The sequence below is a fragment of the Pseudoalteromonas luteoviolacea genome, from assembly GCF_018100925.1.
Classification (GTDB): domain Bacteria; phylum Pseudomonadota; class Gammaproteobacteria; order Enterobacterales; family Alteromonadaceae; genus Pseudoalteromonas; species Pseudoalteromonas obscura.
Genome location: NZ_JAGJEH010000013.1, coordinates 26424 through 50652, shown reverse-complemented (window position 1 = coordinate 50652; position 24229 = coordinate 26424). Strand labels below are relative to the sequence as shown.

The window sequence follows — 24229 nt, the reverse complement described above, 5'->3', positions numbered from 1 at the left end:
TTGTTACTTTCAAAATTTAATATCACGCACCGCACCTGATACCTTGACCTCCATGAACAGAGAGTATTGGACTATCTTGAGATCCCAAGCCGCACTATTGTGAACGCTCGAGTTGGCTATCAACCTGAAAACTGGGGTGTGTTCTTGAGTGTGAACAACTTATTGGACAAAGACTATCTCAATTCAAAAGGCAGCCGTCGTTGGAACTATGTAGAGCTGGATCAGGAGCGAGAAGTGGCATTGCAGTTAGAATATTGTTTCTAAAGGACGCAATACCACGTAAATAAAAAACGATGCCCTTGGCATCGTTTTTTGTATTTGGAGTTAAGAAGCTTGCTGGTGCATACACTCAGTAAGTACCATTTCATCATTGTACTGGTAAAAAACACTGACTTTTGTACCCTTGGTTAAATCAGGGTGTAAGTCAGCTGTCAGCGTGAAGTGCAACTGCTGCGAGTCATGTCCAATTAACTTGGCGGCGTCAAAGCCAAAGAACTTTTGTACTTGTCCATAGAGTGCTTTGTATATGCTTTCTTTTGCTGAAAAAACCAGTGTCAATGGCCTATGATGAGATTGACCAAGGGACTCGAACGCGTCGGCTTCGTCCTCTCTTAAAATTTGACTACGCAATTCCAATTCTTGCCTGTCTGACATCAAATGTTCTATGTCGATACCCAGACCTAATACGTTTGAATTATCAGTAACTACTGCCATCGCAATACCTTTACTGTGTGTGATAGCGCCCCGAATACCTTGTGGCCAAATTGGCGCGCGGTCGTCGTCAGTTTGCACTACGTGATGGGGTAATCCTAACTGTTGCATGGCCTGTGCGGCACAAACGCGACCCGCTAGGTATTCGGCTTTTCGCTTTGCCACTGCACGCTGTAGTTTGCTTGGTAGAGGCTGATTAAAATACGCAAAATCGCTGTCTTGGTATACATCTGGACTGAATGCCATACTGCGATAGATATAAGGTAGTTGCGGCTGAAATGGTGACACGGGGGTGATGTGCATATATGACTCCTTGGCTGAACCGCCCTAGTGTGTCCTATCCCTTTTATGGATGCAAGTTAGGTAATTAAGTGGCATTCCTAAATTGTTTCTTATTTACTGGTATCTATATAGGGTGTACAGGTGGCGTAGTGCAGCGGCACAAATTTATTGGCTTTTGGGTAATAGAGCACACAGGTATTTGAGCGTAGCTGTAGTTCAAAGGTACTAATGGGCAGTGCTGATAAGGCCGTATTTTCCATCCCGCCATTTGACTGGCCTTGCGTTAAAATTAGCTGAGGTGATTGAGTAAATACGTTGTGTGCAAGGGTCGGGGCTGTCCCCCCTTTTAATGCTACGACAGCAGAACCTATCTCAGCGACAATCGAGGGTGTCACAGTTTGCAGCAGAGCGAGTTGGCTCTGCGGTTGGCTGTGGCTCTGGCAGGCACTCAAAAGGAGTGCCGCCAGAGTGCAAATACTTTGCTTAAAGGTCATTTAATTACCTTGTGTGATAGTGGTGTATACCGCCCCATGTTTTAAAGGCTGGAAAGGCAAATCGAATGGTGCGACATTACCAGTATCCATTAAGGTCTGAGCAGCGCGGGCTTGTCGTGCAACACTATTGGCTGGGCAGGTGCCAGTAGATATATGGTGCAATGCACCTGCAAATAGTCCTTCTGTTTTGTCACCTAGCTCTTTACTGAAGTCATCGCTGAGCACACAGCCTGGTACGTTGGCATCTAAGCCAATTTCACCAATGATGTTTGCTTGAGGCGTGACGATAAACCCGTCTTCATAGTCACCAAACCCCTTTTCATTGGCAGATTTGGTTTGAATTGTATAGTACACAGTGCCACAGTTTTGCTCAGGTAAAAAGCCATATGGTTTTCCACGAGTATTGCCACCAATCAAGATGACTTCTACGTCTATTCCACGCAATGCATTGATGACGCTTTCACTGGCTGAAGCTGTATCACTTGTGGTCAACATATATACTCGATTCATCTGTGCTGAGGGCAGTTGATCATCATTGTATTCAAGCGTAGTCCAGTTTATCGATTGATTTACAAATCCGAGCGGTTCGTTTTTACTGCTCTGCTTGTCATTATGTGTTTTAACTGAATAGGTACGATTGTTAGATTGGCTTCCGGCAATCATATAACTGAGCTGAGATGCTTGGAATACCAGCCCACCACCGTTGTAACGCATATCGAGTACCAGCTCGTCGACGTTACCTTGGCTAAATTGATTAAATGCCGCAATCAAATCGGCCTGCCCACTGGCGACAAACTGATTAAATTGTACGTAGCCGATCTGCTTGCCTTCGAACTCGAAGACTTGACTATTTTTGACAGGAACAAGGGCCAAATCTTTTGCGGTCAATGATACGATCTTTTCTTGTCCATCACGACCTAGCAACGTCAATGTTACGGTTTGATCTTTTTGCGGTATAAAGGCTGTGAGAACTTGGTTGTATTGCGCAGTATCTCGGCTATTAAAGGTCGCAAAGTCAATATCGCCGACTTTGAGTAATCTGTCACCTCGTTGTACTCCAGCATCGGCGGCTGGCGTATTGTCATCGATATATCCGACATAGGCCATACGTGCTTGCGGTATAGTCCAGTTGATACCAAAACTAGCAGATACGCCGTCTTGTGATTCTTTTTTGAAGTCTTCGTAGCTTTCACTGAAGTGAAACTCATCTTTATCTCGACCACTGTCAGTTGTTTCAAATGTTTTTAACTGATCAAAATAAGCGGCGACGGTCGCAAAGCCATTGGGGTCATTATCGATGATTTCATCATACCAAAGGTAGGTTTCGTGGCTGAATGAGCGCAACCACATTTTCTCATGCATGGCTGTACCGGCAACATCAGGGTACGCCTCATTCTCGAATGGATCGATACCACTGCGTGGCTCAGCACAGCGGTTGGCAAATAGAGTCGATGAATCAAATCTACCTGCTTGCCAGGTTGGCGCTGTTGTATTTGGCACAGCCGGCGTAGTTGGTGTCGGTGTCACATTAGTTGCTCCACCACTAGAGCCGCCGCAACCTGCGAGTAAGGTAGTTGTAAATGCCATACCAAGTGCTAGGTACAATTTGTTATTCAATCTCATATTCCATTCCTAAGCATTGCCAGATGGTCTCATTGAGTAGACCTGTATCAATGGGTGATGCTTTCAGTTGTGCGTCCAAAATCAATACTAGAGTCAAATTATCAATTGCTGATGTAGATTACAATCAAATTAGCCACTGTTACCATTTTTTATACAGGGCATGAAAAAATTCATGTATTTGGCAGTTTTATTGATTTAAATTAGCCCAAACTTGGAACAGCTTCTGCTGTTTTTCGGCGATTTTTAAGCCATATGTTTTTTGCATGTAAAAGTACGCCTCGGCGATTTGTTTTCGAGCGTATACAGGTGGCTCAATAACCCGCTGTTTAAAATCAATTTTGACCGCACATGCGCCATGTTTGTATGGTGTGTTTGGCAGCATGCCGAAACGATAGTTACTGCGATCTCCATTTATTTCGCCTATCGCAGGCGCTAGATTTCGAATATCTGCTTCCATGCGCCGAAACTGGGCACTGACTTTACGGCAATGCGCTCTGCCGCCAGATTGCCAGCATTGTAACTGATGGCCAAACTCCCATGCTGGTACTATATGCTCCCACTCTATCCGGGTCGCTCGACTATTTGGTTTACCACTTCGCGTGATGGGCTTTCGCGGTTGATAGCCGCATTTAGACGGATCAGGTACCAGCTTTTTCCCTTGCCGGGTTATATCACAACCGCAGTAAAGTGTTTTAACGGATCTACTGAGTTGTTGAGACAAGTGCTTTTTTGCCTGATAAAAACTCGTAAATGGCTGCGCGTTTGCAAGTGTGCTAAAAAAAAGGGAAAGCAGTAGAATAACAGCGGGGACAAAGGGCATGTCTCTCACCTAAGGTGAACTTCGAAACTGCCCTCAGATTATCCTATTTATGTAATTAATAATAGCTTATTTAAACTGAGTTCGTCGGCGTCGCCACGGCGGAGATTGAAATAGAAGTATGATACCGGATATACAGAATAGAACGCTGGTAGCAGAAAAAGATATCAACAGAGGGTTGTTAAAATCATCTCTTTCATCATAATCCATAATATGTAACATCCAGAAAAAATCAAAAATGCGCCAAAGCGTACTGCGCACTGTGATCACATGACCACTGTCGTGGGTTAAATAAACCGTGGTACTCAGGGCATCATCAAATATGACGCGCCAAATATTTTTTCGATACTGTACTTCTCTGGGTCCCGTTGCCATGAGTGTGACGTGGGCAATTTCGCTGTCACCGAGGTAATGTGCTTTGGCTTGCCGCTCTATGGCAGCTTGAGCTGGCGCTTGAAACCGTTGACCAGTAACGCCGTGAAAATAGGCATCAGTATCGCCACTTAATTTGATCAAGGGTGTATTGAGAAAATGTTTGAACTCAATGCTGCGTAGCCCACTTACTTGTTGGGTTAATTGATCCAAACTTGCTGTGTAATGAGTGGAGTTAAATGGATTCTCTAATTGTCGGTTAGCCAGGTGTTTACCGTGGACCATTTCTAACGGAATGGCACTCATAACAAGTCCACCGAGCAGCCATGCAAAGAGTTGCAATGCCAGTAAGTAACCAAGGTATTTATGTATTTTTCTGGCTGGTTTTAATGCGGTTTTAATCATTGCTCTGTTTTTTAATCAAAATTGCTGATAGCTTATTGAAATTGGCGTAAAATCCACAGTGACAAATTGTCGCACCCAAAAGTATGACTTTAATAGCGTAAGCTAGTTACGTGGCACTTTAGTGGTGAACAGTGTATAAACAATTGAGACCTTCGGTCCTATCATAAAGCAAGGTAACGCATTCACAATGTCAGAAATCCAATTTTTAAATGTCGACCTAGAGTTAGAATCCAAACATGATATCTCCGCTTTGGTTGAGGACCTGAAGCGTAATGCGATTGTACTTCATTATGATAAAGACGATTATCGAGAACTGGCGCGCATTGAATCAAGTACTGAAGTCAACAGCCCCAACAAAGCCATCAACCACCTATGTGAGTTGATAGAGTCATGCTCTAAGACTGCACTAAAGCAGTGGTTAGGATGTAAAAAGCGTACGTTTGACATAGGCTTTGTCTCAGGTGAAACGCCAAAGTGTTATTCTCAAGCCATTGATGTCGATACTTTATTGCGTATATCTGCGATTGGTGCAGGCATAGAGATCACACTGTACCCCGCGGAAAAATAGGGTTGTAAGAAAAGGGTTATGATACATATAGCCCTTTATCGCCAGCACACGACCTAATGATACTTCCATGATTTTACCTGCCTTTTAATTCCTTAGTGCAAATGACATTACCAACTGATATCAACAAGCTATTCTTGCTTGTTTTATAGGCAAGCGGTTTGTTTGCTTCGTTATATGCTATTCATGTTGCAAGCTAGTTAATTATTTAAGCAAAATAGATTGTTGCGTAAATGGTGATTGTTTTACAATCTAGGAAACGCCCATATTATTTATATATTTCATTGTGATAGAGAAAAGTTGAAAATTTTTATGTTAATTCATTATTAATATCTTGATAAATTTAGTGTGCTGTTTTATCTTGGCTATGCGAATGAACACCGATTTACTGGTTTTTTATTCGTAAACACACGGATTATTTCAAGGATATGTTATGAACAAGTTACTAAAATTGGCGACGCTGACAGCCGCCATTTCAGTTTTCAGCGGCCAAGCGAATGCGCAGCCGGCAGAAGTAGGCGGTGGTTTCAATACTTCACTGCAATCAATAGACAGGTTTAACCCTGCGAGTTTCCAAGTAACAGATATTAAACGCGTGGTCGCAAAAGCGGTTGCACGTGATATCGCAGTTAATGAGCAAAGTTGGATTAAGCAATTAAACAGTTTTAATAAGCTTAATTTAGCGCAAGCTACTTTGTCTTCTGATGCATCCATGTTAGGTGCTCAGGCGAGTCGATTGACACGTCAATTAAAAGGGCTAACAGAGCACAGCCAACAAGTCTACCAATTGCGTTTGGCCGATAGTGCTATGCTTGCAGCATGGCAGCAAGGGCAGTCTCCACTGGTGGCATTTGCGCCAAAAGGAGAAGATACAGAGTGGGTACATGTTGAAGCATTTGATCAATATGGTGAAGTGCATTTACTTGATGCACAGCAGATGCCTAAGCGCCCAGTGTTAATCGTTGAACTAGATAAACAGATAGTGCATCGCGAAGGTATTGCCGTGATGCAAAAAACTTTTCAACAACACAGTGGATTGGCTTTGGCGAAGACTGAAAACAAATGGTCTAACACAGCTGAAGCTCCTGCGAGTGCTTCTATTTCGACATCAGTGATTAATCGCATCCGATTGAGTGACGACAAAGAGCCTTGGATCTCTGGGGCAGCTGAAGTCTATGCAGTCGTAAATGGGGTTAATCCGAGTCGAGATGAGCCTGCACTTGATGTGGTTGATCTACCTTATTTAGACCATGATGGACAAGACTACACGCCCAATCAAATCCTAATTCATTGGGAACGCTACCGCTGGCAAGCGGCCGATGTTTTATTTATGGAGCATGATGACAATACTAATTATCAAGAGCTTGCATCAACCTTTTTAAACATCGTCACACAGGCAATGAGATTAATCCCAGATCCCAATGTCCAGGGTTATGCCATCATTCCTCAGTTGACCAATGAATTGATAAAGGCGATGCCAAGCCATTGGTTTAGCAATGACGATGACTATGTTGATGTATTTTATACACTGTTTGAAAATCGTAGGTACACAAATTTAATGGGTGCCAGTAACAATGCCAAAATGACTTTATCTCCCTTAACGATAGAGCCTAGGTAAGTGCACTTTTAAATCGCTGCGGTGGTGGAAGATCGAATCGATTTATCAGTTAGGAATACAGTTACCTTACCTACTTTAACACTCACGTAGACTCTGCGCTGAGTATGTTATGCGGCCCAATGGATTGGGCCGCTTTTTTATTTTACGACTCTATTAACTACCAGATCTGTTCGACAAACTCAGGGTGGTCGACAAACGGGTTGCGATTACCTTGATATTCGTAAGCAGCTTGGTTACGAGCACGTTCGATGGCATCAACAGGATCTTGCTGGTGCCAGCGCTTAAGCATGGCTATTACCCAAGGCTCAAATACCAGCCCTGAGGTACCATTGAGCACATCACTACCGTAGCTTGATTTGTTGTGCCACCCGGCAATGACATTTTCATAACGAGTCGCCATGTAAAAGTAAATGCGGGCAAAGTCACCTTTAAAGGCATCGATGGGCTCGAATACGGTACCGCTATAGTTAATCCCTGATGCACCGCCTAACTTACTGCCATTTGAAGAAGTGTAACTGGCGCTGCCAACCTCACCAAAGGGGAAGCTATTGCGTTTCGCATTGACGAAGCCGTCTGATGCAACAATATGGTGTACATCTGAGTTCATTGGCTCTACCTTGCCGCCAAACCAACTTTTAGGAAATGAATGCTCGCGATTGTAGCAATCTCCCTCAGCACGGTAGCTACCGCATTGACCACTGACAGCAACAAAGTTAATGGTGTCTGCGCTACTGGGTTTCTCAGAATAGCGATCCAGTACGGAGTTATCTTGCTCAAAATAGCGGTCGCGTTCATGCTGATCAATAAAGGACCACAGCGCGCCATAGCCTTGGTTGTTGTGGTTTTTTATGATTGCATGAAGCTCGGACTTAAGTGCAAGCCCAGTAAGTCCAGCTGCGCTAGCATAGTATCCTGTGGGGTCTTGACCATTGCCGCCATCGTTGCCTAATGTAAATTGTTTTTGCTCTTGGGCGGTGAATTGTCCGCCTGAAATTAATATTTGACCATTGTGGCTAAACTCATAACGTCCGTTACCCTGTGAACAACAAATACCATCGCCGTAGCTGTCTGAAATGGTAAAAGTATAGGTATCGTCTGTTAAGCACAGCGTGTCTGAAATCGTTTGGTTATTACTGTATCCACTGCCACTTTTGATGACTTGTCCTGCTTTGTTCTCCAACTGCCAGCTGGTTTCACTGCCATAATTGTCTGTCAATAAACTAAAGGCAACTGTGTTGTGCTGACAGCCTGTTGGTGGCGGGGGAGGAGGAGGTGGTGGATTGACGTCTGTGCCGGTAGAAAAGTTATCAACGTATACAACTTCGCTGCCATCAAATCCGGTAACATCATAAAATCGTAAACCGATTTCAATGTTTTTCGAGGTACTGGCCTTGTATTGATAAGTCAGCTGTTGCCATTGCCCTGTTTGCTGTGCATTGGAATATCCGTGATAACCATCAATATATATCCGTGACTTAACGCCGCCTTCGGTATGGTAAACCCAAGTGCTAAAGTCATAGGTTTGTCCTGCAACCACGGCAATGCTTTGGCGTATATCCGTATTGCCCTGCGTTGGTGTATTCACGGTGATAGCGGCGGCGTTTTGGCCGTGCTGTACTGGGGTGTTAACAGGTGATGTCGTGATCCCTGAATCAATGGTAGTCCAACTACTTGGGGTGTTTTGTTGCCATTGTTCAAAGCTACCATTGTCAACTTGTGTGTGGCCTGATGAGCTGTAAATACCTGCTAAAATCGCAATTTGTATATACGCCCGGTTTTTGATGTTTCGTTTCATTTTGTTCTCTTGTTATTTTGATCTGATAAAACACGGGCGCTAAAACTCCACACCCGTTATTAAAATGCTAATAAAAATTAGATCAAAAAATAAACATTTCTTTTAATCTGTTTTCGTTGGTGTTTTTTTCTTTTCATAACTAAAAGGAATAACAAAGCAGATACTGTTCTTTTTGTTAAGAGATAGGAACAGTATCCTGCATGCTATTAAATGACCTGCACACTAAAGTGCCAGAGCAAGTAAAACGAAATGGGTTACGGGGAATAGACAATGTTGTTAAGTCAACTGAGTGCTGCGGCAAGTCCGCTTTCACAAGAACAACTGCAAAAGTTACAGGGGTTAGTGGCAGAACTAAACCCAATTCAACAAGCTTGGGTGAGTGGTTACTTGGCTGCAAATGCCAATACTGCGGCGCTTGGTGGCGTGCTTGGTCAAGCAACTGCGCCAGCGCAAGATGCTGCTCCATTGACTATTTTATATGGTTCGCAAACGGGTAATGCCAAAGGTGTTGCAGCGCAGCTTGAAGCACAAGCTAAGTCGCGAGGCTTAGATGTCAAGCTAGTTAACATGGCGGACTACAAGTCTGGCAACTTAAAGAAAGAAAAATTTATTGCCGTTGCGGTCTCGACATACGGTGAGGGTGAGCCACCAGAAGATGCTGAAAATTTACATGAATTCTTAGTTGGTAAAAAAGCACCTAAGTTAGACGGCGTTAAAATTGCGGTATTAGGTTTAGGTGATTCAAGCTACGAGTTCTTCTGTCAAACAGCGATTGATTTTGAAGAGCGCTTACAGAAGCTGGGTGCCGAAAGTGTCGTTGCCCGCGCTGATTTAGATGTCGATTACGAAGAACAGGCTGAAGCGTGGATCGCTTCAGCGCTAGATGCATTTGAGCCGGAGCTTAAAGCACAGCAAGCTGCAGGTGGTGCCACGAATGTAGTGAGTGCCCCTTTTGGCGCACCGCAAGCTGCACATAGCCAGTATACAAAGCAAAACCCATTTACAGCTGAAATTGCGACCGCAGTGAAAATCACTGGTCGTGATTCAACCAAAGATGTGCGCCATATAGAGATTGACCTGGAAGGCTCTGACATCAGTTATCAACCAGGTGATGCATTAGGGGTTTACTTCTTAAATGATGAAGTGCTGGTTGATGAAGTATTAAAAGCATTAAATATTGCACCAGAAAGTGAAGTAACGCTGGGCAATGACACCTTGAGTGTTCGCGATGCACTAATTGAAAAGCTCGAACTGACTCAGTCATATCCCGGGTTTGTAGAGAAGTATGCAACAGCCACTGGGAATGAGGACTTGGCGAAGCTAGTTGCAGACAAGGCGGCACTGCGTGAGTATTTGGAAGCGCGTCAGATATTTGATGTGATCAAACAAAATCCGAGCGAGATTGCAGCCCAAACACTTGTAGAGTGTTGCCGTAAACAACAAGCGCGTTTGTACTCTATTGCATCGAGTCAATCTGAGGTAGAAGAAGAAGTTCACCTCACGGTGGGTTTAGTTGAGTTTGAGGCGTTTGGTGAGCAGCATTTTGGAGGGTGTTCTGGATTCTTAGCGCATCGCGTAGAGGAAGGAACCAAGGTTAAAGTGTTCAGTGAGCACAATGACAACTTCCGTTTACCAAGTGATGATAATACACCTGTGATCATGGTTGGTCCAGGTACAGGTATCGCGCCATTTAGAGCGTTTTTGCAAGAGCGTGATGCCCGTGAGGCTGAAGGGGATAACTGGTTGTTCTTCGGTAACCCTCACTTTACACAAGACTTCTTATACCAAGTAGAAATTCAAGGGTATGTGAAGTCAGGATTGCTAAACCGAGTGGATTTAGCATTTAGCCGGGATCAGGCAGAAAAAATTTACGTTCAAGACCGCTTACGTGAAAAGGGCGAAGAAGTTTTTGCTTGGTTAGAAAAAGGTGCGCATTTCTATGTGTGTGGTGATGCTACACGCATGGCCAAAGATGTGCACCAGGCGCTGCTAGACATCGTTAAGACCCATGGTGGTAAAGATGATGAGCAGGCCGAGCAGTATTTGAAAGAGTTGCGTAGTGCTAACCGTTATCAAAAAGACGTCTATTAATAGGCGTCATCACGCACTTTTACCGTCACTGTATAGAATTTAGGAAAAACCATGAGCAATCAAGATTACAAGCCCAATAGTAAGCACGATCCTGCGGCTAAATTTGCTGACAACGAGCGTTTAAAAACAGAGAGTCAGCACCTTCGCGGTACCATTGAAACCGATTTAGGTGACCAATTAACTGGTGGCTTTACTAAGGACAACTTCCAACTGATCCGTTTCCATGGCATGTATCAGCAGGATGACCGAGATATTCGTGCTGAGCGTGCTAAGCAAAAGCTTGAGCCACTGCATAACGTGATGCTACGTGCGCGTATGCCGGGTGGTATTATTCAGCCAGATCAGTGGTTAGCCATTGATAGGTTTGCTGAAGAGAAAACCTCTTATGGCAGTATTCGTCTGACAACACGTCAAACATTTCAGTTTCACGGTGTATTAAAGCCACATATCAAAGAAATGCACTTAACTTTGCATGATGTGGGTATCGACTCAATCGCAACAGCGGGTGACGTTAACCGAAATGTACTGTGTACAACGAACCCTGTTGAGTCAGCACTTCACCAAGAGGCGTATGAGTGGGCAGCGAAGATCTCTGAGCACTTACTACCAAAAACACGTGCCTATTTAGAAATTTGGCTAAATGGTGAGCGTAAGGACTCGACTGAGCTAGAGCCTATTTTAGGTTCTACTTACCTACCGCGTAAGTTTAAAACCACAGTGACTATTCCACCGAATAATGAAGTGGATGTACACGCCAATGACTTGAACTTCGTGGCTATTGCTGAAGAGGGCAAATTGGTTGGTTTCAATGTCCTTGTGGGTGGTGGTCTTGCGATGACTCACGGCGATGTAAATACCTATCCGCGCCGTGCAGATGATTTTGGTTTTATTCCACTTGAGCATACATTGGCAGTAGCGGAGCATGTTGTCAGTGTGCAGCGTGACTGGGGTAACCGTGTAAATCGTAAAAACGCAAAAACTAAGTATACGTTAGATGCATTCGGTATTGACGCGTTTAAAGAAGAAGTTGAAAAGCGCGCAGGTGTTAAGTTTGAAGAAAGTCGTCCATACGAATTTACTCATCGTGGTGATCGCTTCGGCTGGGTTGAAGGCATCGATGGTAAACATCACCTGACTTTATTCTTGCAAAGTGGTCGTATTTTAGACTATCCAGGTCAACCTCTGAAAACGGGTTGCCGCAAAATTGCAGAGATCCACAAGGGTGATTTCCGCATGACTGCGAACCAAAACCTGATCATTGCTGGTGTTGCAGAAGAAGACAAAGCTGAGATTGAAAAAATTGCCCGTGAGCACGGCTTAATCGATGACTCACATACCGAGCAGCGCAAGAGCTCAATGGCATGTGTCGCACTGCCTACTTGTCCATTGGCGATGGCTGAAGCGGAGCGTTATTTACCTGAATTGGTAGAGAAAACAGAAGCGCTACTGGTAAAACACAGCATTCCAAATGATGACATTATCATGCGTGTTGTGGGTTGTCCAAATGGCTGTGGCCGCGCGATGTTGGCGGAAGTGGGCTTTGTCGGTAAAGGTCCTGGTAAATACAATGTATATCTTGGTGGTAACCGTGAAGGCACGCGAGTTCCTAAGCTTTATCTAGAAAACGTCAGTGAAGATGTTTATCTGCCTGCACTAGATGAGTTAATCGGTCAGTGGGCTGGCGAGCGTCAAGAGCAAGAGTGCTTTGGTGATTTTGTGATCCGCAAAGGCATTGTTGCGGAAGTAAAAGTTTCAAAAACGGATTTCCACGCTTAATAACAAGGGCCCGATAGGGCCCCATAATAGGACAAGCTATGAGCGAATTTAAGCAAATATTAACCCTAGATAAAGCAACACAGCAGGCACTACTTGCCGATGCGAATGGCATGTTGGCACAGAAAAGTGTTGAAGAACGTGTTGCTTGGGCGCTTGAGAATCTGCCTGACACCCATATGCTGTCGTCAAGTTTTGGTATTCAAGCAGCGGTGATGCTGCACCTCGTATCACAGCAGAAGAATGATATTCCTGTGGTCTTAACTGACACCGGTTACCTATTTCCAGAAACATACCAGTTTGTGGATGAGTTGACTGAAAGGCTGAAGTTAAACCTTAAAATTTACCGCAGTGAATACAGCCCAGCTTGGCAAGAGGCTAAATTTGGTAAGCTTTGGGAGCAAGGTGAAGCGGGTATTAAACAGTACAATACTCTGAATAAAGTCGAGCCAATGACCCGCGCATTGAAAGAGCTGAATGTTGGTACTTGGTTCAGTGGCTTGCGTCGTCAACAGTCTTCATCGCGCTCTGACAAACAAATTTTGGAAATTAGCCGCGGTAGTGTAAAGGTTTATCCTATTATTGATTGGCACAACCGAGATGTTTATCAGTATTTAACCAAACATGACTTACCTTATCACCCGCTTTGGGAGCAAGGGTATGTGTCTATGGGTGATGTGCATACGACACGTAAATTAGAGCCTGGTATGACAGAAGAAGAAACTCGCTTCTTTGGCCTTAACCGCGAATGTGGTTTACATATTGACGGTGATGGCATCTAATTTTTGAATTGAGTCGCACACTTAGGTGGCGACTCAAAATCTTTCCTTTTATCTTTTTTTACCCGCTTTGCTTTCCTGCCATTTCGTGCGCTTTTTGTATTGATAATTTTCTGCCCAATTGTCAAACTGTACGCAATACCAAGCTATACTGTAAGAGTGTGGCCTCAAGCAAAAAGGAGTGCCGAAATGAAATCTGCAAGTTATCTGTTAATCATGATGATGCTGGTTGGATTGGCATCGCTTTTTATTATTAAGCGCCCAGATGGTAAACCTTATCTAAGCGTCGATATGATCTTTGGCGAAGCTCAGCAGCAAGCAAATTCATTGTTAGACAAATCAAAACGTGAACTCAACAATGTTGTTGATTCCGCAAAAAGTGCGCTGGGTGATGAGACGCAAAGTAAATCACAAGCCACCATATATAAATGGCAAGATGCAAAAGGTAATTGGCATTATTCGGACAGACCTAATAGCCGAGTTAATAGTCAAGTACACACCTTGGATCCGACTAAAATCACCATTATGGCAGCTGAAAATACAGACATACTCAAGGAAAAAGCTGAACAAGGGGATCAGTTAGATGACAAAGGTGGTATTAATGGCATGAAGCCAAGTGAAGTGAAAAAACTGGTCAAAGATGCGCAAAATGTCCAAAAGCTGATGGATCAAAGAGCTAAACAGCTTGATGATACATAACAGTGACTAATCGGCATGAAAAAGGCGACCGAGTGTCGCCTTTTTCATTCTGATGGCTCAAGCTGTTCTGTCACTAACTTGGCAATAGATAAGCAGGCAGTTAACCCTGGAGATTCTATACCAAATAAATTGATCAGCCCTTTGATGCCATGTTGTACTTCACAATCGATGACAAAATCTTGTGGACCAGTTGTTTGCAGCTTAGGGCGGATCCCTGCGTAGTCGATTTGTAGCTTGCTTTTGTCAACGCTTGGCCAATATCGCTGTATCGCTTGATAAAATGATTCTAACGCACTGGAGTCTGTCGTGTAGTCTAGTGACTCGATGAACTGAGTATCTGGCCCAAAGCGCAGTTGGCCCGCAAGATCAAGCGTCGCATGTATGCCCAGTCCATGTTGTTGAGGTACAGGATAGATCAAATGCTTAAATGGGTGCTTGCCTTGATAGCTAAAATATTGTCCACGGCAATAATGAAGTGGTGGGATATGTGTATGGTTCAATCCTGCAATTTTAGCTGCATTTTGCTGAGCAAATAAGCCGCCTGCATTGATCAAATTTGTACAACTCAGTTGAAAGATCTCGCCTCCACAATTGAGCTCGACAGCAAACCCTTGTGGTGTTGAGTGAGCGGCCACAAACTCTGTGTTTGGCACGAACTGGCCCTGATTACGCTCAAGCTGCGCAATTAAAGAGAGCATCAATTGGTGACTATCTACTATGCCTGTGGAAGGCGAAAATAGGCCTTCTCGAGCGTGGACTTGTGGTGCTTTAGCTTGTAACTCCGCTTTACTGAGCCAATATAGATCGGTGACCCCATTGTGTTTGGCTTGTTGAAATAGCACCTCGAGCGTTTGTGCTTCATCAGCCGTTTGTGCCGTGATCACTTTACCTAGTTGCGCAAAAGGCACACCGTACTCTTTACAGTGTTGGTAAAGCAGTGTTTTACCTTCAACACAATGTTGGGCTTTACCACTGTTACTCGGGTAGTAAATGCCAGCATGGATCACTTCGCTATTGCGGCTGCTGGTATGCTCGCCAAAGTGTGAACCTTGCTCAATTACTATGACGTCTTGGTTTTGGCTGAGTTTGGCTGCCGTCGCTAAGCCGACGACACCTGCGCCAATCACGAGTGTATCGATATGTTCCATGGTATCTATCGGCTCGATTTTTTATCTGGGCGCTCAATTACGGCCGCTGTCATTCTCGATACGCAACACAGCTCACCTTTGGCATTGGTTATTTTAACCTCCCAAACCGAAGTGCGTTTACCAAGATGGAGCGGTTTGGCTGTTGCACTTAAAATGCCATTACGAGATGCTTTGAGGTGATTGGCATTGATCTCCTGACCAACACAATAAAAACGTTCAAAGTCGACGACAAAATTTGCCGCATAGCTGGCAACGGTTTCCGCTAAAGCGACATTGGCACCTCCGTGCACCATACCGATGGGGTTGTGGTGGTGTGGCGTTGCCGGCATGGTGGCAACTAGGTAGTCATCGCCAATTTCGCTTATCTCAATGCCGAGTGTAGCCATCAATGAACCTTTGCCATGTATGCCTTTATCTAGAGATTGACAAAGCTCTTTGGTAACTGGCTTAAACCAAATGCTCATAGACTATCTGCTCCTCGCCTAACCAAATGAAATTGGTCTACGGCCTGTTTTGCTATCTACCGAAGGTTGTTTTTTGCGTTTTTTATTGGACGTTTTATTTTTTGTCGGTTTACTGGCTGACGTCTTGGGTGCCGGTGGACGAGGTGCTTCTGGTGCTGGGCGCGGGTTGGGCTGTGCGTCCTCAGACAGGGTTAATTTAAACACCTCACCGTCAAATTGCAGGGTGTCACCCGAATATATTTTTTTACGCTTTTGTGTGCAAAGTTCATCATTCACAGCCACATACCCTAGTGTAATTAGCTGCTTAGCTTGTCCGCCCGTTTCTGCGAAATCGAGCACTTTAAGCAGGTTACACAGTTCTATTGGCTCTTCTTCCAGTTCAATTTCAATGTATTCTTGATTCATATCACAACTCTCAATGCGACTTTGCGACAGTATACCGCGCAGTTAAGATGAATGACGAAACTTTTTCGTGATTGTGGTGGTCTTTAATGTAAATGCAGCATTTGGTGTGTATTTTGCTTGCAGTTTGATTGATTCCATTATGACAACACAGGGAGATCGACTATGGGTATTCGCTCTGCTTTAAAAAAAGAGCTAATGAACTTAGACGCACTAGGTTTGATGACCGCAGATGACGTGCGCGCTTACCTGAACGTCCACCTTAAAATTGCGCGCGATAAACTTTCGCTGATCTCGCGTTTTAACACGCATCACAGCCAAGTTCAGGCGGGTTTACCCAGTACTGAAAAGGCATTGAAATTTGAGCGACATAGACTGTTTAAAGACGTCGTTTACCCCAAAGCAGCTGTGCAAAAGTGGCTCTCTCAAGCGAGTTAACACTTTAATCACCAGCCTTAAAGAGTGCACTATAGTAGGACGCTAGGTGCACCACTTGTGTAAATTATCGCAATATTTTTAATTACAAAGACAAAATGTCATGGGCATTTTGTGTGTAATCTAAGCCTAAATTGATGTTTTTTAGTGCCGGTTCAAAAGGCAGCTGATAGCCATCAATAGCCACTACTGGAAATTCATTGAGTAATTGCGCATACATTTTTTGTGTTTGTGGCTGCAATAGAAAATCAATGAAAGCGAGAGCGTTTTTTTTGTTTGGTGCATGTTTAGCGATAGCGGCTGTGGTGGTTGAAACAGGCGTTTGTCCGTTGGCCATTTGCAAAAAGTGCATTGCAAGTTGCGAAGCGAGTTTGACATCTTGTTTGTTGTTTGACTGTTTCATCATGTGCCAGTAGTAGTGATTGGCTAAAGCATAGTGACACTGACCTTTAGCGAGTGCACGCAATTGATCTCGGTCGCCACCCGTTGGACGTTTAGCCAAGAGTTGATTCGCTTTTGCCATCCATTGAGTATCTTGCGGGTTTTTACCTGATAACAGACTTGCGAAGAGCGTTTTATTATAGCTATGACGCCAATCTCTGACACAAAACTTACCTTGTACCTTTGATTCGTTAAATTGGGCAAATCGAGTTGGAACGAATGTATTTTTATGACTTCCAGCACCTTTGCGAGTAAATAATGCTCGGGTGCGCATAGACAGACTTATCCAACGTTGATTTGGATCTTTAAATACACTGGGTAAAATCGACCAGCCTTTTAATTCTGTCATAGGTTGTAACAGATCACGATGGGCGCTCAGTTGGGCTAAATCAGAGCTTAATATGACATCTGCCCGAGACTCAGTTCCGTCAGCTTTGAGTCGCGACAATAAGAAAGTAGATTTACCGTTGACTAGGTTGACCTTTACGCCACTGTGTTGCTCAAATGCTTGTAGCATAGGTTTGATAAGTTCATATTTGCGAAATGAATAGACGTTTAATTCATCGTCACTGGCTAAAACTTGGGTACTTAGTAGCAGAATCGGGTAAAAACAACAAAGTTTACTTTTAATCATCGCAAATAAGAATTATTATCAAGTAGTGCAATGGTACAGTGTTATGAGCGGATGTCTAGAGTAAAAAAGTGGGAAAAATTCTTTCAGTCATCGATTAAGTTCGGTGGTTGGATATACAGCGCATACTTGTGTGCTATCTGTTATATGGCCGTGGTTTTTCACGACCATTACACACAGCGTAGCCACCACCAACTCGAGCAACAAGTTGCGCAATATCAATCTAGAATGAGCGAGCAGTTACAGCGTTTTGCCCATTTGCTCTATTCGATAGAAGCTTATCTGCGGGCAACGCCTGAAATCACTCCCGAGCAATTTTATCACCTTGCACAATCTCAATTGGCAGGCTTAGAACTTGAACTGAGCTTGGAGTCCTATGCCATCATTGAAGGTTCGCAGGTAGAAGCATTGGAACGTCAATATCGCGACTTAGGCTTTTTTGATTTTACTGTGCATTTACCCGAGACTGAAAGTAAGCGTTATTTGACGACAGTTAAGGCGGCACCTGTATCAGAGTTTGGTCATTTGCTCGGTAGCTCAGTTGTGATTTCGGAGGCATCGTCTGGGCGATTACAAAAAAGCGAACTGCAAGCCATTAACTGGCCGGATTCTCATCGTTGGAGTGTGGTAATTGAACAGTTTCAAAGAGATGGCCTTGCAAAGGCATTGGGTATTGGTTTCCAGTTACAGCATTTGTTAGAAGGGCTATTTAGTCAATTCTATCAAGACAATGGCCATCAAGTACGGGTGCTATCTGAGCGTCAGCTGCTATTTACTTCGGACTGGCAAAGTAGTTATGGGCTAGCTGAAATACAACCTGGAATTGTTGAAACCATGGATTTCTTTGGTCAACCAATTGCCATTCATCTGTATACCCAAGAGCAGCTGACACCTTCGTTACTGAATAATTACACCTTGATCATTGTGATGGTGGTGGTGATTGCGGCTGCACTTGGTTTAATGGTGTTATTTCAAGTGCGGTACCTATCCAGACAACATCAAACCATTAATACCATAGTGGAAGAGCGAACCGCCAGTTTGGCACAGGCCAATCAACAGCTACAGCATGCTTCAAATAAGCGTTTGTCATCGCTACAACAGCAAATTGTTGCGGAAAGAAAATATAAAAGCCTGTTTGTGAATAGCAGTGAAGGTTTATTTGTGTTGGACAAACAAGGTGTGCTGGTCGATGCCAACCCGGCATTTAAAACCCTACTTATTGGTGAAGGACAGCGACTCAACTCTTTGAAGCTCAGTGATCTTATGTTGGAGGGGGAGTTTGCTGCCAAGTGGCGCAAAATGGTGACCGCATTTGAACAACATGAGGAATTGGAGTGGTTGGCGGGATCTGAGCAATGCAACGGTGTTTGGCTGCGCCAAACCGGCTCTTGGATCTGCCATAGTCACGACACCATTTATGAAGGCAGAGTAACGGATATTACGCAAATCAAGTTATTCAATGAACAACTTAAATACAAAGCACAGCATGATAGTTTGACAGATCTGCTCAACAGGCAAACATTCTTACAGCTCGTTGAAAAGAGCCGACAGGGTGATTCAGGTCATTTTATTCTGTTGTACATCGATTTAGACCGTTTTAAGCTGATCAATGACACATTGGGCCACCTTGCCGGTGATACGTTACTGGTCGAGTTTGCCATGCGTATGCGTGAATTGGTCGGCAGCTTTGCAGATATAGCGCGACTAGGCGGTGATGAATTTGCCATACTTTTTGAACAGGCATCGCTTGGTGAGCCATTGGAGCTGCTATTAGAAGATATTCTCGTGGCGATCCGTGAGCCATTTAATTATCAAGGGGCCAAACATTCTGTGAGTGGAAGCGTCGGAGTAAGGCGTTTTACTGCGCCCTGTCACAACTATGAGGCGGAAAAGTTGTTACACGATGCTGATGTGGCCATGTATGAAGCAAAAAAGCGCGGCAAAAATGACTATCATATTTTTACCTCAGCAATAGCAAGTGAGGCTTCTCGCCGGCTTTTAATAGAGAGAGAGCTGCAAACCCTCGATATGGATAAGGAGCTATCACTGCGTTTTCAACCGATATATTGCCAGCTAGGCGAGACCATTATTGGTTTTGAGGCGCTGCTGAGATGGCATAGTCCGAAGCTGGGTATCGTGAGCCCTGCTGAATTCATTCCCATCGCGGAAGAGTGTGCGCAAATTGTCAAACTAGGTCACTGGGTTTTCCAGCACGCGATGCAGTGTGCTCAACGTTTTCCACATAGGCATATTTTTATGAGCGTTAACGTGTCGCCTTTGCAATTGCAACACAAGGGGTTTATGCACTGGTTAGTAGAACAGTTTGAAGTAAAAGGATTGAACGCGTCACAGTTTAAGATTGAATTGACGGAATCGGCTATGATGACACAAGAAAACAGCTTAATCGCACCACTACAAAAATTGTATAGTATGGGTTTTGGTATTTATATAGACGACTTCGGTACTGGCTATAGTAGCTTATCTCGACTCAATATACTGCCTGTTGATGGCTTGAAAATTGATCGTGCGTTTATTGATGGCATCGAAAAAGCAGGTAACCCTCGGCAATTGATCGAAGCTATCTGTGCGATTGCAAAGAGCTTCAATTTAACAGTGACTGCGGAGGGCATAGAGCAACCCGCGCAGCTAGCTGTTTTATCTGCATTATATTGCCAGCAAACACAGGGGTACTTGATGAGCAAGCCATTGCTTGAAGAAGATGCGCTGTATTTGTTGCAGCAAAATTTGCAAAAGCACATTACAGAGCATGCCAGCTGAACCTCAGCCCATCAGTGTTTGCAGACTATCTTGAGTACCGCACTAAATACGCTTAGTGCGGATACAAATACTAGTCTTTGTTCATTTGTTCAATAAATCTGGTAGAGTCAGCTATCGAGCGGTTCATATCGGTGATTAAACTCTGTATATCACGTTTTAAGCTGCTAAACTCACCTTTGATAGCGGCGATAGCCTGTGCATTTAGGTTGTGCTTAAGATATAAGACATTGTCTTTCATAGAGTCTAAGACCGGTTGCATTTTTGCCTCACTTTTACGCATTGAGCGAAGCAGCTTATTATATTGCTGTTGGGTCTGGAGCAATGTTTTTTCACTACTGCGTCTAAGTTTTGGGTTAGTAAATTGCTCTAGCTCAGCTTGCCACTCTTCGAAAAGGGCATCGGCAACGGATTCTACTTTGTTTATGTTATCACTCACAGATTCGGCTGCTTTGAGGCTCGCTTCGTAATCGCTATTCAATTGCTCATAAACGTTTTTAAGCTCACCCCCGTCGAAATCAATGAGCACAGATAAGCGCTCTAACGCATTTTGAAACTCTTGCTGAGAGGCTTGTTGAGACGCTTGGGTATCCTCAACGCGATCTACCAGAATGTCACGCTTGTGCACGCCAACTTGCTCCCATGCAGAATAGTAAGCATTTTGTGCGCTTTTACAGCCACCAAGGATGACACAAGCGACAAGTAAAACATAAACTTTTAGGTATTTTAGAGGCATACTTTATCCTTTTACTTTAAATGGCTACTTTAAATTATGAAGTGGATTGGTAAGATGTGCAAAGCAATCATTATGTATGAATTATTATGAAACAGCATTGGCCACAATTAAAAGTTCGAGCAAAAGCGGTGTTAGACGCACAGCCAAGTTGGTGGCGGCGATTTTTCGAACGCTGTAAAGAGGACCAGTTAACCATCAATGCAGGGTATCTTGCCTATGTTACTTTGCTGTCCTTGGTTCCGCTTATTGCTGTTGGTGTTGCCATATTCACGGCTTTTCCCGGGTTTGAAAATACGCGCTTGGCAATAGAAAACTTCATCTTTAATAATTTTGTGCCTACTTCAACAGACACGATTAAAGCACATATCAGCGCTTTTGCAGGCAATGCCAACCAAATGACCGCAGTGGGGATCAGCTTTTTAGCGGCGGTTGCATTATTGCTGATCCGCAATGTAGATAGCGCCTTGAATCGAATTTGGCGAGTCGAAAGTAAGCGGCCCTTGATGATTTCATTCGCAATTTACTGGATGGTTTTAACTTTAGGTCCGGTGCTGTTGGGCGCAAGTATCGGTGTGACCTCCTATATAGTGTCTTTGGTATCATTTGCCGATCAGGGGATCCCTGGGTTCAGTGGTTTGTTGTTGAAGTTACTTCCTTATGTAATTTCAATGGCTGGCTTTATTATGCTCTATACTTTAGTACCAAATACACGTGTGTCGTTCAAAGCCGCGATACCGGGCGCGTTGTTTGCTGCTTTTTTATTTGAGCTGACGAAAAGAGGGTTTGCGATGTATATCAGCCACTTTCCGTCCTATGAGGTCATATACGGTGCGTTGGCAACTATCCCAATTTTATTTGTTTGGGTGTATTTATCATGGATGGTAGTGTTATTAGGCGCTGAGTTTACAGCTTGTTTAGCCGAACACCATAAAGAGGAGAATGACACACCTCAACAATGAGGTAAGTCCATGACCTTACTGTATCAGCCTACGGATCCGCTGCGCAGTTTTCACCTACCAGTTTCCCATGGTCATCAATTGCAAATTGAGGAATATGGAAACCCAACTGGTATACCTGTGTTGATATTGCATGGTGGCCCCGGTATGGGGTTGCAAAAAATGACACAGAGCTATTTTAACCCCCAGCGCTATCGCATTATTTTGTATAGCCAAAGGGGGTGTGGCAACTCCTCACCGCAATCACTTGAATACAATCACACTGCGTTACTTATCGAAGACATCATTGCGCTGTTGAATTATTTGGATATTCCGCGATGTGTAATTGCGGGTGGCTCATGGGGAGCGACTCTGGCTGTTTTATTTGCGCAGCAATATAAAGAGCGTGTTTCAGGGCTGATCATATGGGCAAGCTTTTTTGCAATGAATTCAGATTTTGCTTGGCTATATGGTTCTACGGGAGCTGGGGCGCAGTTCTATCCAGAGCGTTTTATCCAGTTTTCTCAACATTTGACAGCGCATCAGCAAATTTTATCGCTATATCATGAACAGTTATTTGGTGAAGATGAGCTACAGCAGCATAAAGCAGCACAGCTGTGGCACGATTGGGAAACTCAGTTAAGTGTAGATACTCAGTTACACAGGTATCAACTGCCTTGCTGCGCGCATTTGGTTTCGCAGGCGAAACTGATGGTGCATTACATGTCGAACCAGTGCTTTTTAGAAGAGGGGGTTCTGTTTAACAACGCCGGTGACTTACAGTCGCTCCCAATATGGATGATTCACAGCAGGAATGACTTAGTTTGTCGGTTTGCCCCTGCGCAAAGGTTCGCAGAGTTGGTTCAAGCGAGGTTACTTATTTTAGAAGGCGTTGGGCACTGTACGTCAAATCAAGTATATTCGGAGGCTATTCGCAGAGCGGCAGATTTACTGCTGTGCAAAATAGATAAAAACAGAGGTTAAAGTGCAAGGATTAATTCAAAGAGTCAAGTTTGCCAAAGTGGAAGTTGGTGGCGAAGTGGTAGGTGAAATTCAACAAGGCATTTTGGTATTACTTGGAGTTGAAAAACTTGATGATGAGCAAAAGGCTGATAAGTTACTGCATAAAGTGAGTAATTATCGCATTTTTACCGATGAAGCGGGGAAAATGAATTTAAGTTTGAGGGACATCAGTGGGGAGTTACTGGTGGTTTCTCAATTTACGTTGGCGGCGGATACCAAAAAAGGGATGCGCCCTAGTTTCTCTTCTGCAGGTACACCAGATCAGGCAAAGGAGCTTTATGAATACTTTGTTTCTCAAGCAAGGGAGTCCGGCCTGACAGTCGCTACAGGTCAATTCGGTGCCGATATGCAGGTAAGTTTATGTAATGACGGTCCAGTGACTTTTAACCTGTCTGTTTAGCGTTCAATTGCAATAATATGATTTGCATAGCCGGGTACTTGATGTATATACGGCTTTTTCCCAAAATTGATGATCAGCAGATGCTCTAGCTGTTTCAATTGTGACTCGTGTTCTGCAATAAAGTTGATAAATAGCACGCCCTGTTCCGTTAATGCATTGCGTAGCAGGGTGTAAAACTTGTGCTGATACAAAAAGCGTGGCGCATCTAACTCACTAAATAGGTCTAAGATAATCCAATTAAATGGCTGGGCATTATCCAGTTCTAATACCTTGTATGCGTCATTGCAATTGACTTCACTGATATGATCTCCACCGAAATAGCGTTTGTAGCAGTGGATGATGTCAGGGTTATTTTCTACAGAGATCACTTGGCAATCTTGATGGATACTGTGCAAGTAATCTCGGATCGCACCGCCTCCAAGCCCTAGTTCAAGTACTCGTTGTGGAGCAGGGTATTTTTGCCACAGGCCATCCAACACTTGCAGATGGGGAAAAAGCAAGTGCTCTGGGTGATTCAGTTCAACGATTGACTGTAACGTATTATTTATCAATAGCCAACGGAGCGTTTTTTCTTGTCTAACTTGTATGCTCGTCTTACCGTGCTTATGCCAATATAACAAGTGACCAAGCTGGTGGCTTTGGGCTACAAAATCGTTGCTGACGGTTCCTGATTCAGTCAAAAAATCTTGCATAGTTCCATCAGCATAGACAAGGATTGAGGTAATTCCACTGTGTTTAGATGATTTTACACAATTAGTCGATGATTTTACCTTGAACATTTCCTGTTCAGTCTTTTTCTTGTAAGGTAGAACACA

Annotated in this window: 24 protein-coding genes; 12 read left to right on the top strand and 12 right to left on the bottom strand. The window is 43.9% G+C overall.

Translation table 11 applies throughout. The annotated features are described in order from the left end of the window. Positions 1-66 precede the first annotated feature (66 nt). Positions 67-264, top strand: a complete 198-nt coding sequence (locus J8M00_RS23225) for a TonB-dependent receptor (RefSeq protein ID WP_211012827.1) — start codon at positions 67-69, stop codon at positions 262-264. Positions 265-324: 60 nt separating this feature from the next. Here J8M00_RS23225 and J8M00_RS23220 read toward each other — a convergent pair whose 3' ends face one another. The 5 genes from J8M00_RS23220 to J8M00_RS23200 form a co-directional block, all read right to left on the bottom strand. Beyond that, entirely contained in the window at positions 325-1014 is a 690-nt protein-coding gene (locus J8M00_RS23220) for a 4'-phosphopantetheinyl transferase family protein (RefSeq protein ID WP_211012826.1), read from the bottom strand. 89 nt (positions 1015-1103) lie between these two features. After that, complete coding sequence (locus J8M00_RS23215) at positions 1104-1487, bottom strand: hypothetical protein (RefSeq protein WP_211012825.1); 384 nt, start codon at positions 1485-1487, stop codon at positions 1104-1106. After that, entirely contained in the window at positions 1488-3110 is a 1623-nt protein-coding gene (locus tag J8M00_RS23210; protein ID WP_211012824.1) for a S41 family peptidase, read from the bottom strand. It abuts the gene before it with no gap. 187 nt (positions 3111-3297) lie between these two features. Next, positions 3298-3930, bottom strand: coding sequence for an endonuclease (locus J8M00_RS23205; protein ID WP_211012823.1), 633 nt, complete (start codon positions 3928-3930; stop codon positions 3298-3300). A 66-nt stretch (positions 3931-3996) separates the two neighbouring features. Beyond that, complete coding sequence (locus J8M00_RS23200) at positions 3997-4704, bottom strand: hypothetical protein (RefSeq protein WP_211012822.1); 708 nt, start codon at positions 4702-4704, stop codon at positions 3997-3999. A 187-nt stretch (positions 4705-4891) separates the two neighbouring features. Here J8M00_RS23200 and J8M00_RS23195 point away from each other — a divergent pair, with 187 nt between their 5' ends. Both J8M00_RS23195 and J8M00_RS23190 read left to right on the top strand, forming a co-directional pair. Next, the gene (locus J8M00_RS23195) at positions 4892-5272 is read left to right on the top strand and encodes a hypothetical protein (RefSeq protein ID WP_211012821.1); all 381 of its coding nucleotides are present in this window, start codon (positions 4892-4894) and stop codon (positions 5270-5272) included. Between the two features lie 430 nt (positions 5273-5702). Then, a complete protein-coding gene (locus tag J8M00_RS23190; protein ID WP_211012820.1) occupies positions 5703-6887 on the top strand; it encodes a DUF3103 family protein in 1185 nt (394 codons plus the stop codon). A 157-nt stretch (positions 6888-7044) separates the two neighbouring features. Here J8M00_RS23190 and J8M00_RS23185 read toward each other — a convergent pair whose 3' ends face one another. Beyond that, positions 7045-8682, bottom strand: coding sequence for an endonuclease (locus J8M00_RS23185; protein WP_211012819.1), 1638 nt, complete (start codon positions 8680-8682; stop codon positions 7045-7047). Positions 8683-8952: 270 nt separating this feature from the next. On the opposite strand from J8M00_RS23185, the gene J8M00_RS23180 reads away from it, so the two are divergent. The 4 genes from J8M00_RS23180 (at position 8953) to J8M00_RS23165 (ending at position 14024) form a co-directional block, all read left to right on the top strand. Beyond that, entirely contained in the window at positions 8953-10773 is a 1821-nt protein-coding gene (locus tag J8M00_RS23180; RefSeq protein WP_211012818.1) for an assimilatory sulfite reductase (NADPH) flavoprotein subunit, read from the top strand. Positions 10774-10824: 51 nt separating this feature from the next. Then, entirely contained in the window at positions 10825-12549 is a 1725-nt protein-coding gene (cysI, locus tag J8M00_RS23175) for an assimilatory sulfite reductase (NADPH) hemoprotein subunit (RefSeq protein ID WP_211012817.1), read from the top strand. 38 nt (positions 12550-12587) lie between these two features. Continuing rightward, positions 12588-13328: a phosphoadenylyl-sulfate reductase gene (locus tag J8M00_RS23170; RefSeq protein WP_023400611.1), complete on the top strand. Its 741-nt coding sequence runs from the start codon at positions 12588-12590 to the stop codon at positions 13326-13328. Between the two features lie 186 nt (positions 13329-13514). Beyond that, entirely contained in the window at positions 13515-14024 is a 510-nt protein-coding gene (locus tag J8M00_RS23165; protein ID WP_211012816.1) for a DUF4124 domain-containing protein, read from the top strand. Positions 14025-14068: 44 nt separating this feature from the next. Here the strand turns inward: J8M00_RS23165 and J8M00_RS23160 are convergent, their stop codons facing one another. Genes J8M00_RS23160 through J8M00_RS23150 form a run of 3 tightly spaced genes read right to left on the bottom strand, consistent with a single transcriptional unit; the run spans position 14069 to position 16041 of the window. Continuing rightward, complete coding sequence (locus J8M00_RS23160; protein WP_211012815.1) at positions 14069-15172, bottom strand: NAD(P)/FAD-dependent oxidoreductase; 1104 nt, start codon at positions 15170-15172, stop codon at positions 14069-14071. A 5-nt stretch (positions 15173-15177) separates the two neighbouring features. Further along, positions 15178-15636 (bottom strand): PaaI family thioesterase, encoded by a 459-nt coding sequence (locus J8M00_RS23155; protein WP_211012814.1) that lies wholly within the window; start codon positions 15634-15636, stop codon positions 15178-15180. Between the two features lie 18 nt (positions 15637-15654). Further along, positions 15655-16041: an RNA-binding S4 domain-containing protein gene (locus J8M00_RS23150; protein WP_211012813.1), complete on the bottom strand. Its 387-nt coding sequence runs from the start codon at positions 16039-16041 to the stop codon at positions 15655-15657. A 162-nt stretch (positions 16042-16203) separates the two neighbouring features. Between J8M00_RS23150 and J8M00_RS23145 the strand changes: the two genes are divergently transcribed. Then, positions 16204-16476, top strand: a complete 273-nt coding sequence (locus J8M00_RS23145; RefSeq protein ID WP_023400606.1) for a hypothetical protein — start codon at positions 16204-16206, stop codon at positions 16474-16476. A gap of 82 nt (positions 16477-16558) precedes the next feature. On the opposite strand, the gene J8M00_RS23140 is transcribed toward J8M00_RS23145, so the two are convergent. Next, positions 16559-17548 carry an extracellular solute-binding protein gene (locus J8M00_RS23140; RefSeq protein ID WP_211012812.1) on the bottom strand — a complete coding sequence of 330 codons (990 nt, stop codon included), beginning with the start codon at positions 17546-17548 and terminating at the stop codon, positions 16559-16561. A gap of 51 nt (positions 17549-17599) precedes the next feature. Between J8M00_RS23140 and J8M00_RS23135 the strand changes: the two genes are divergently transcribed. Further along, positions 17600-20323 (top strand): putative bifunctional diguanylate cyclase/phosphodiesterase, encoded by a 2724-nt coding sequence (locus J8M00_RS23135; protein WP_211012811.1) that lies wholly within the window; start codon positions 17600-17602, stop codon positions 20321-20323. A 70-nt stretch (positions 20324-20393) separates the two neighbouring features. Here the strand turns inward: J8M00_RS23135 and J8M00_RS23130 are convergent, their stop codons facing one another. Further along, the gene (locus J8M00_RS23130; RefSeq protein ID WP_211012810.1) at positions 20394-21056 is read right to left on the bottom strand and encodes a DUF2959 domain-containing protein; all 663 of its coding nucleotides are present in this window, start codon (positions 21054-21056) and stop codon (positions 20394-20396) included. Positions 21057-21142: 86 nt separating this feature from the next. On the opposite strand from J8M00_RS23130, the gene J8M00_RS23125 reads away from it, so the two are divergent. Genes J8M00_RS23125 through dtd form a run of 3 tightly spaced genes read left to right on the top strand, consistent with a single transcriptional unit; the run spans position 21143 to position 23414 of the window. After that, on the top strand, positions 21143-22015 hold the full coding sequence (locus J8M00_RS23125) for a virulence factor BrkB family protein (protein ID WP_023400602.1): 873 nt from the start codon (positions 21143-21145) through the stop codon (positions 22013-22015). A 9-nt stretch (positions 22016-22024) separates the two neighbouring features. After that, positions 22025-22975: an alpha/beta fold hydrolase gene (locus tag J8M00_RS23120; protein WP_211012809.1), complete on the top strand. Its 951-nt coding sequence runs from the start codon at positions 22025-22027 to the stop codon at positions 22973-22975. A gap of 1 nt (position 22976) precedes the next feature. Further along, positions 22977-23414, top strand: coding sequence for a D-aminoacyl-tRNA deacylase (dtd, locus tag J8M00_RS23115; protein ID WP_211012808.1), 438 nt, complete (start codon positions 22977-22979; stop codon positions 23412-23414). Here dtd and J8M00_RS23110 read toward each other — a convergent pair. Beyond that, positions 23411-24106: a spermidine synthase gene (locus J8M00_RS23110; RefSeq protein WP_211012807.1), complete on the bottom strand. Its 696-nt coding sequence runs from the start codon at positions 24104-24106 to the stop codon at positions 23411-23413. The two genes, dtd and J8M00_RS23110, sit on opposite strands and share 4 nt — an antisense overlap. Positions 24107-24229: the final 123 nt, after the last annotated feature.

Coding starts and splice junctions, on each gene's coding strand:
- J8M00_RS23220 (WP_211012826.1), bottom strand. CDS start 1,014: ATGCACATCACCCCCGTGTCACCATTTCAGCCGCAACTACCTTATATC.
- J8M00_RS23215 (WP_211012825.1), bottom strand. CDS start 1,487: ATGACCTTTAAGCAAAGTATTTGCACTCTGGCGGCACTCCTTTTGAGT.
- J8M00_RS23210 (WP_211012824.1), bottom strand. CDS start 3,110: ATGAGATTGAATAACAAATTGTACCTAGCACTTGGTATGGCATTTACA.
- J8M00_RS23205 (WP_211012823.1), bottom strand. CDS start 3,930: ATGCCCTTTGTCCCCGCTGTTATTCTACTGCTTTCCCTTTTTTTTAGC.
- J8M00_RS23200 (WP_211012822.1), bottom strand. CDS start 4,704: ATGATTAAAACCGCATTAAAACCAGCCAGAAAAATACATAAATACCTT.
- J8M00_RS23195 (WP_211012821.1), top strand. CDS start 4,892: ATGTCAGAAATCCAATTTTTAAATGTCGACCTAGAGTTAGAATCCAAA.
- J8M00_RS23190 (WP_211012820.1), top strand. CDS start 5,703: ATGAACAAGTTACTAAAATTGGCGACGCTGACAGCCGCCATTTCAGTT.
- J8M00_RS23185 (WP_211012819.1), bottom strand. CDS start 8,682: ATGAAACGAAACATCAAAAACCGGGCGTATATACAAATTGCGATTTTA.
- J8M00_RS23180 (WP_211012818.1), top strand. CDS start 8,953: ATGTTGTTAAGTCAACTGAGTGCTGCGGCAAGTCCGCTTTCACAAGAA.
- cysI (WP_211012817.1), top strand. CDS start 10,825: ATGAGCAATCAAGATTACAAGCCCAATAGTAAGCACGATCCTGCGGCT.
- J8M00_RS23170 (WP_023400611.1), top strand. CDS start 12,588: ATGAGCGAATTTAAGCAAATATTAACCCTAGATAAAGCAACACAGCAG.
- J8M00_RS23165 (WP_211012816.1), top strand. CDS start 13,515: ATGAAATCTGCAAGTTATCTGTTAATCATGATGATGCTGGTTGGATTG.
- J8M00_RS23160 (WP_211012815.1), bottom strand. CDS start 15,172: ATGGAACATATCGATACACTCGTGATTGGCGCAGGTGTCGTCGGCTTA.
- J8M00_RS23155 (WP_211012814.1), bottom strand. CDS start 15,636: ATGAGCATTTGGTTTAAGCCAGTTACCAAAGAGCTTTGTCAATCTCTA.
- J8M00_RS23150 (WP_211012813.1), bottom strand. CDS start 16,041: ATGAATCAAGAATACATTGAAATTGAACTGGAAGAAGAGCCAATAGAA.
- J8M00_RS23145 (WP_023400606.1), top strand. CDS start 16,204: ATGGGTATTCGCTCTGCTTTAAAAAAAGAGCTAATGAACTTAGACGCA.
- J8M00_RS23140 (WP_211012812.1), bottom strand. CDS start 17,548: ATGATTAAAAGTAAACTTTGTTGTTTTTACCCGATTCTGCTACTAAGT.
- J8M00_RS23135 (WP_211012811.1), top strand. CDS start 17,600: ATGTCTAGAGTAAAAAAGTGGGAAAAATTCTTTCAGTCATCGATTAAG.
- J8M00_RS23130 (WP_211012810.1), bottom strand. CDS start 21,056: ATGCCTCTAAAATACCTAAAAGTTTATGTTTTACTTGTCGCTTGTGTC.
- J8M00_RS23125 (WP_023400602.1), top strand. CDS start 21,143: ATGAAACAGCATTGGCCACAATTAAAAGTTCGAGCAAAAGCGGTGTTA.
- J8M00_RS23120 (WP_211012809.1), top strand. CDS start 22,025: ATGACCTTACTGTATCAGCCTACGGATCCGCTGCGCAGTTTTCACCTA.
- J8M00_RS23110 (WP_211012807.1), bottom strand. CDS start 24,106: ATGCAAGATTTTTTGACTGAATCAGGAACCGTCAGCAACGATTTTGTA.